The organism is Hafnia paralvei ATCC 29927 (genome assembly GCF_001655005.1).
Lineage (GTDB): Bacteria > Pseudomonadota > Gammaproteobacteria > Enterobacterales > Enterobacteriaceae > Hafnia > Hafnia paralvei.
The window spans coordinates 1-6,387 of record NZ_LXET01000061.1; the positions used below are offsets into that span (position 1 = coordinate 1).

General features: G+C 45.7%; 6 protein-coding genes and 4 tRNA genes. 2 read left to right on the forward strand and 8 right to left on the reverse strand.

What is annotated here, in order from left to right; all coding sequences use genetic code 11:
• The 5 genes from M988_RS19420 to M988_RS19440 all read right to left on the reverse strand — a co-directional run.
• The coding region (locus M988_RS19420) for a GTP-binding protein (protein WP_173018271.1) at nucleotides 1-362 on the reverse strand (362 nt) is incomplete at its 3' end.
• A 116-nt stretch (nucleotides 363-478) separates the two neighbouring features.
• Nucleotides 479-554, reverse strand: a tRNA-Thr gene (locus M988_RS19425).
• A gap of 7 nt (nucleotides 555-561) precedes the next feature.
• A tRNA-Gly gene (locus tag M988_RS19430) sits at nucleotides 562-636 on the reverse strand.
• Nucleotides 637-760: 124 nt separating this feature from the next.
• Nucleotides 761-845, reverse strand: a tRNA-Tyr gene (locus M988_RS19435).
• 21 nt (nucleotides 846-866) lie between these two features.
• Nucleotides 867-942, reverse strand: a tRNA-Thr gene (locus M988_RS19440).
• A 377-nt stretch (nucleotides 943-1,319) separates the two neighbouring features.
• Here M988_RS19440 and M988_RS19445 point away from each other — a divergent pair.
• Nucleotides 1,320-1,862, forward strand: coding sequence for a GNAT family N-acetyltransferase (locus M988_RS19445; protein ID WP_064575398.1), 543 nt, complete (start codon nucleotides 1,320-1,322; stop codon nucleotides 1,860-1,862).
• Between the two features lie 224 nt (nucleotides 1,863-2,086).
• Nucleotides 2,087-3,034, forward strand: a complete 948-nt coding sequence (gene coaA / locus M988_RS19450) for a type I pantothenate kinase (protein WP_004092550.1) — start codon at nucleotides 2,087-2,089, stop codon at nucleotides 3,032-3,034.
• 85 nt (nucleotides 3,035-3,119) lie between these two features.
• On the opposite strand, the gene birA is transcribed toward coaA, so the two are convergent.
• From birA to M988_RS19465, 3 genes are all read right to left on the reverse strand, one after another.
• A complete protein-coding gene (gene birA / locus M988_RS19455; RefSeq protein WP_008815923.1) occupies nucleotides 3,120-4,079 on the reverse strand; it encodes a bifunctional biotin--[acetyl-CoA-carboxylase] ligase/biotin operon repressor BirA in 960 nt (319 codons plus the stop codon).
• On the reverse strand, nucleotides 4,076-5,113 hold the full coding sequence (gene murB, locus M988_RS19460) for a UDP-N-acetylmuramate dehydrogenase (protein ID WP_064575400.1): 1,038 nt from the start codon (nucleotides 5,111-5,113) through the stop codon (nucleotides 4,076-4,078). The genes birA and murB overlap by 4 nt, the downstream gene beginning before the upstream one ends.
• A gap of 141 nt (nucleotides 5,114-5,254) precedes the next feature.
• On the reverse strand, nucleotides 5,255-6,202 hold the full coding sequence (locus M988_RS19465) for a siderophore ABC transporter substrate-binding protein (RefSeq protein ID WP_064575402.1): 948 nt from the start codon (nucleotides 6,200-6,202) through the stop codon (nucleotides 5,255-5,257).
• Nucleotides 6,203-6,387 lie beyond the last annotated feature (185 nt).

Here is a 6,387-nt window from a genome sequence, read left to right on the forward strand (position 1 = left end):
AAGATGTGCTCACGAGTCTGAGGCATAGGGCCGTCAGTCGCAGCAACAACCAGGATAGCGCCGTCCATCTGAGCAGCACCGGTGATCATGTTTTTAACGTAGTCGGCGTGCCCTGGGCAGTCAACGTGCGCGTAGTGGCGAGTCGGGGTGTCATACTCAACGTGAGAAGTGTTGATGGTGATACCACGAGCTTTTTCTTCTGGCGCATTATCGATCTGGTCGAATGCACGAGCAGAACCACCGTATGTTTTAGCCAGTACGGTAGTAATCGCAGCGGTCAGCGTTGTTTTACCATGGTCAACGTGGCCGATAGTACCGACGTTAACGTGCGGTTTTGTACGTTCAAACTTTTCTTTAGACATCGATTGTCCCTCTAAGACACGGATAAATCGGTGATATCACCACATCAACCAAGCAAATGATTTGTATTCACTAGCTGAATATTTTACAGAATGAAATCAGAGGAGGAGAAAAGAAGTGGTGCTGATACCCAGAGTCGAACTGGGGACCTCACCCTTACCAAGGGTGCGCTCTACCAACTGAGCCATATCAGCACATACTTGGAGCGGGCAGCGGGAATCGAACCCGCATCATCAGCTTGGAAGGCTGAGGTAATAGCCATTATACGATGCCCGCATCCTAGAACTCGGCTACCTGATTGTTCTGTAGAGTTTTACATCAACGAAGTGAGATCCTCACTGATGTATTTTGAGATGTAGGACTAAGCTACATCCCATGCCCTATCTCTAAGGCGAATAAATGGTGGTGGGGGAAGGATTCGAACCTTCGAAGTCTGAGACGGCAGATTTACAGTCTGCTCCCTTTGGCCGCTCGGGAACCCCACCACTTGGTGTTGCTTTACTTGATGGTGCCGGCTACCGGAATCGAACTGGTGACCTACTGATTACAAGTCAGTTGCTCTACCAACTGAGCTAAGCCGGCATCAAGTGGGTCGCATTCTAGGTAGTGATCGTGCTCTATGCAACAAAAAAATTCATTTTTGCGCACCTTCGGTTAGAAAACAGTCAAAAACGCCCGTTTACTTGCTTTCTAGCTCATAAAATAACAGAAATTTGGCGTGAAATCGTCCTGTAATACCTTTGTCGATATTGCGCTTACCGCAATTGAATACCGAACGGAAAAATGAATATTCAGAGCAAGGTCACATTTCTAAACGCACCCATTTTGCACGCTCTGCACCATAACCAAGCAAAAGCTACACTTATTTGTGCTGTCTCCCCACGTAAAGTGCGGTTCTCCATACTTGGCCTGCTCTTTGCTTCTCTGGTGTTATTACCCCCCTTTTGGAGGAATCACCGATGAAAATTGTTCTGATTAACGATGCTACCCTACCGGTCTACCGAAAAGAGCTCGCGTTGCTGCTCACAGATGCCGTGGCTAATGGAGCCTCCTTGGGATATGACACGCAAATCGATCATTACGACGCGGAGTGTTATTTTCACAGTCTACGTCCACTGGTTGCTAAAGGTGAACTCTTATTGTGGATTGCACGTGATGAGCATCGGGTAGTGGGTACCGTGCAGCTAGCACTTTGTCAAAAACCAAATGGGCGCAATCGCGCCGAAGTACAAAAATTGATAGTGCACAGCAGCGCACGTAGGTTAGGCGTCGGTCATCAGCTCATGACGGTGCTTGAAAAAGCAGCCTTGCAGGCTAACCGTGGACTCCTTTATCTAGATACTCAGGCTGGCTCAGCGGCAGAAGCCTTCTATCGGGCTGAGGGCTATCGTTGCATGGGGGAAATTCCTGATTACGCCTGCACCCCTGATGGTCAATATCATCCCACCGCGATTTATTACAAACGACTATTTGCCGTTACTCAGTCGGCAAAAGCGAGCTAAGTTCTCCTAGCGGTAGCACTTTCTTTTTTAGCTACCGCTTTTTTACGACCTGTTCATGCTTCTACTTTCTTGATTGCATTCCCCCCATCACGTAGATTGAGTCAAAGTTTTTGAAAAAAACTCTGCGACAAAGACGAAGCTGATTATAATGTGCAGCTCGTTATCCATCTGGAGTTGGCGTCAGGCGCCGTTCCCGACCCGCGCTAACAGGCAGAATTGGGCATATGAAGAAAGATCAATCATTGGCGACACCGTATCTACAGTTTAATCGCCAACAATGGGCTGCATTGCGTAACTCCGTGCCGTTAACCTTAACGGAAGAGCAGATTGCTAATCTCAAGGGTATTAACGAAGATCTTTCGTTAGAAGAAGTTGCTCAGATATATTTGCCACTTTCTCGTTTACTCAATTTCTATTTTAGCTCTAACGTTCGCCGTCAAGCTGTGCTTGAACAATTTCTAGGCACCAATGGCCCTAGGATCCCTTATATTATTGGGATCGCTGGTAGTGTCGCCGTGGGTAAAAGTACAACGGCTCGCGTGCTACAAGCGTTATTAAGCCGTTGGCCTGAACACCGTAAGGTAGAATTGCTAACCACAGACGGCTTTTTGCATCCTAACAAGGTGTTGCAAGAACGTGGGCTAATGAAAAAGAAAGGTTTCCCACAGTCCTACGATATTCAGAACCTCGTTCGCTTCGTATCCGAGATCAAATCCGGTGCCCCTAGGGTTACTGCTCCGCAATACTCTCATTTGATCTATGACATCGTGCCTGATAGCTGTAAAGTTATTGAGCAACCGGATATTCTTATTCTAGAAGGATTGAATGTTCTGCAGAGTGGGATGGATTATCCTCATGATCCACACCGCGTTTTTGTGTCTGATTTTGTCGATTTCTCTATTTATGTGGATGCACCGGAAGAGCTATTACAGGGTTGGTATATCAATCGATTCCTGAAATTCCGCCAAGGGGCATTCTCCAATCCAGACTCTTATTTCCATCACTACTCTCAGCTCCCAGAATCAGAAGCCGTCGAGATTGCGACCGGTCTATGGAAAGAAATTAACGGGTTGAATCTAAAGCAGAATATTTTGCCAACCCGTGAACGAGCCAGTTTGATTATGACCAAAGGCGGCAATCATGCCGTTGAAAGCGTTCGTTTACGTAAATAGTGACAATTCGCCGTCTTCATTAATAAAAAGGGCATCCGATGGATGCCCTTTTTATTGTGTACATTCTTATTAAACGTCTAACTATTCATGCACCGCGAAGTGAAATTTCACCACCAATAAATGGCTGAATCTCGCCGTCTCTATCAAGCAATAGTGCGCCTTGAGCATCGATACCTCGCGCAATACCATAAATTTTCTGCTCTCCAATCAGCAGATTAACGGGGCGGTCGATAAAGTTATCTAGTTCACGCCAGCGCTCGACGAAAGGGGATAACCCGCGTGTTTCAAAATCAACCAACGTATCGCGTAAACGCTTTAACAGGCGAGCCACTAATTCATTTCGGTTGATCTGAACACCCGCTTCCTGCAGGTTAATCCACTGCTGATTAACAATTGAAGTATCGGGAGAGCGCATAGATAGGTTAATACCAGCACCGATCACAATGTTTGCAGCATCGCCGGTTTTCCCAGTAAGTTCGACGAGAATACCAGCGAGTTTCTTATCATTCAGATAAAGGTCATTTGGCCATTTTACTTTAACGTCGGGAGCACCCAGTTCGCGCAATACCTCCGCCATAACAATACCAATGACTAGGCTTAACCCCATTGCGGCCGCTGGCCCCTGCTCCAAGCGCCAAAACATAGAGAGGTAAAGATTTGCACCAAAGGGAGAAAACCAGTGGCGCCCACGGCGCCCACGGCCGGCTTGTTGATACTCAGCTACGCAGGCATCTCCGGAGCGAAGATCATGAATTCGATCGAGTAAATACTGGTTGGTAGAGTCTACGACAGGGAGCACCGTAACTCGTCCATCCTGCAGCTGCTCGGTGATCTCGTCCTCATCCAATAGCTGCATAGGTGCTGGCAGGCTATATCCTTTGCCAGGTACGGTAAAAACATCGATTCCCCAATCGCGAATCGTCTGTATGTGTTTGTTAATGCCCGCTCTACTCATGCCGAGTACTTCGCCAAGATGCTCGCCGGAGTGAAACTCTCCATCTGAGAGAATATTAACTAGGCGCAGGGGAACGCTGATATCTTTCATGATAAAACCTCTACAGCGTTAACTTCACCAACCGCGGATATAAAACGAACCTCAGGCTCTAAGCATACGCCAAACTTCTGTGCGACGCGATTACGTACGGCTCTGGCTAGCTCAACGACATCCCCACTTGTTGCACAATCTAAATTGATGAGTACCAACGCCTGATGTTGATGTACCGCTGCACCGCCTACTTGGAAACCTTTCAGCTCACACCGGTCGATTAACCAACCCGCAGCTAACTTCATCTCACCAGAGGCTTGTGGGTACATAGGTGCTTCAGGAAACTCGGACTTAATCTGCGCGGCAACCGCTGCACTCACTACAGGATTTTTAAAGAAGCTTCCTGCATTCCCTGTTTTTTTAGGGTCTGGTAGCTTAGTCATTCGCATATGACAAACAGAGTCAAACACTTGTTTAGGCGTCACAGTTTCAGGTGAAAGCTTAGCTAAATCACCGTAGTTCAAAACAGGGTGCCACTGTTTCTCTAACCGTAGCCCTACGGCAACAATCGCATAGCCGTCTCGATAACTATGTTTAAAAACGCTTTCTCGGTAGCCAAACTGGCACTCATCCGCTGTTAAACGAAACGACTCATTTGTACGTAAATTCAACACATCAACGTATTCACAAACTTTTTGGAACTCGATACCATACGCGCCAATATTTTGGATCGGTGCCGATCCTGCGCATCCAGGGATCAGGGCAAGGTTTTCAAGCCCTGACATTCCCTGTTCAAGCGAATAGCTTACTAGCTCATGCCAATTCTCACCTGCACCAACATGCAGCCGCCAGCTATGCTCATCGTCAGCCACACTGATTCCTTTGATTCGGTTAAGCAGTATGGTTCCGATAAAGTCTTCTAAGAATAAAACGTTACTACCGTCGCCTAAGATCAGCACCGGCTCTTGGCGCTCGACAGCACCGCGCCATGCTTCCGCCAAAGCGTCAGGGGAAGTGGCAGTGATGATATTTTTTGCTTGGGCATTAATACCGAATGTTGTGAATTCAGCAAGTGATGTATGGCTATTAGACATGAAACAAGGATCTCATCCTGACTAAACTGTGCCTAGTCTAACCGATCCTTTGCCTGATTTTTGGATAAATAAAGATAAAACCGAGATTGCAAAATAATGTGTTTCATTGGCGGTATATAGCTATACCGCCGTAGCATGAAACTAAAGTGCGTTTGCCACTTCTGTCATCTGTGCAGCCGTACTCTCTAGCCCACCGCCAGACAAGTACCAAAGATCAGGCGTGAGATATACTACTTTTCCATTTTTAAATGCCGCCGTTGAACGTAACTCTGCATCTTCAAATTGCATTTTGTTTAGCGGAGTAGCTCCAATGGCTGCACTACGATCAACAATAAAAATCACATCTGGATTTGCTTGGGCAATTTCATGCGTCGTGAGCGGGACTCGTTTTTTCTTATCCGCACGCTCTTTCTGTATTCCCTTCGCTGGCTTCATGCCTAAAACGTCAAAAATGATAGGCTGATGAATTACAGCAAACCTACCATCATTATGAATTAGCGTTAATGCAGACAGCTGTGAAGGCTCTTTTTCTGTCTTGATAGACGTTAATTGTTGGGATAATAAATTGATTTGGTTCTTCGCTTCTTCTTTTTTACCAAAAATAGCGCCCAGCAACTCTGCATTTTTATTAATCGACATTAAATAGTCTTTAGGGCTTGTTGTCAGACTGATAGTTGGCGCAATGGCCGATAGTGCATCATATGAACCCCCTTGACGTCCCGTGATAATAATCAAATCAGGCTGAAGTAGTTCAATTGCTTTCAGATCTGGCTCTTTCATCCCACCAACGACAGAGACGGCAGGAGACACCTTATCTTTTATATAGCTAGGAATCGATTTTGGTAACCCTACAACGCGATTGGTTAAGCCCAACTTATCTAGCGAATCGTAGGTACCAAAATCAAAAATAACTACACGCTGAGGGTTCTTATGAACTTTAGTGACACCAGCTGCATGCGTAATACTCAGTGTATTTGCAGTAGCTGAAGTAACATGAGCAATCACTGATTTTTCTGGCTCTTTGGCTACTGCTGAATAACTGCTCAAAGAAAGAATAGAGGTAAGAATAACAACTGAAATGTTTTTCATAATGCGCATCCAAGCGTAAATAAGAGATTCGCATTCTAAATTGGAGGAGAAATATGTCAATGCAATTGATAATTGATATCATTAATATGTTAAGAGCAAATAGAACCGTTCGTAAAACAATCAAAATTATTTAAAACTCCAATAGCAAAATCCGTTCTCGACGGATTCGACAAACAACAGATAAA

Bases quoted from the DNA above. Each gene is read 5' to 3' on its own strand.
- M988_RS19445 (WP_064575398.1), top strand. From the start codon at position 1,320: ATGAAAATTGTTCTGATTAACGATGCTACCCTACCGGTCTACCGAAAA.
- coaA (WP_004092550.1), top strand. From the start codon at position 2,087: ATGAAGAAAGATCAATCATTGGCGACACCGTATCTACAGTTTAATCGC.
- birA (WP_008815923.1), bottom strand. From the start codon at position 4,079: ATGAAAGATATCAGCGTTCCCCTGCGCCTAGTTAATATTCTCTCAGAT.
- murB (WP_064575400.1), bottom strand. From the start codon at position 5,113: ATGTCTAATAGCCATACATCACTTGCTGAATTCACAACATTCGGTATT.
- M988_RS19465 (WP_064575402.1), bottom strand. From the start codon at position 6,202: ATGAAAAACATTTCAGTTGTTATTCTTACCTCTATTCTTTCTTTGAGC.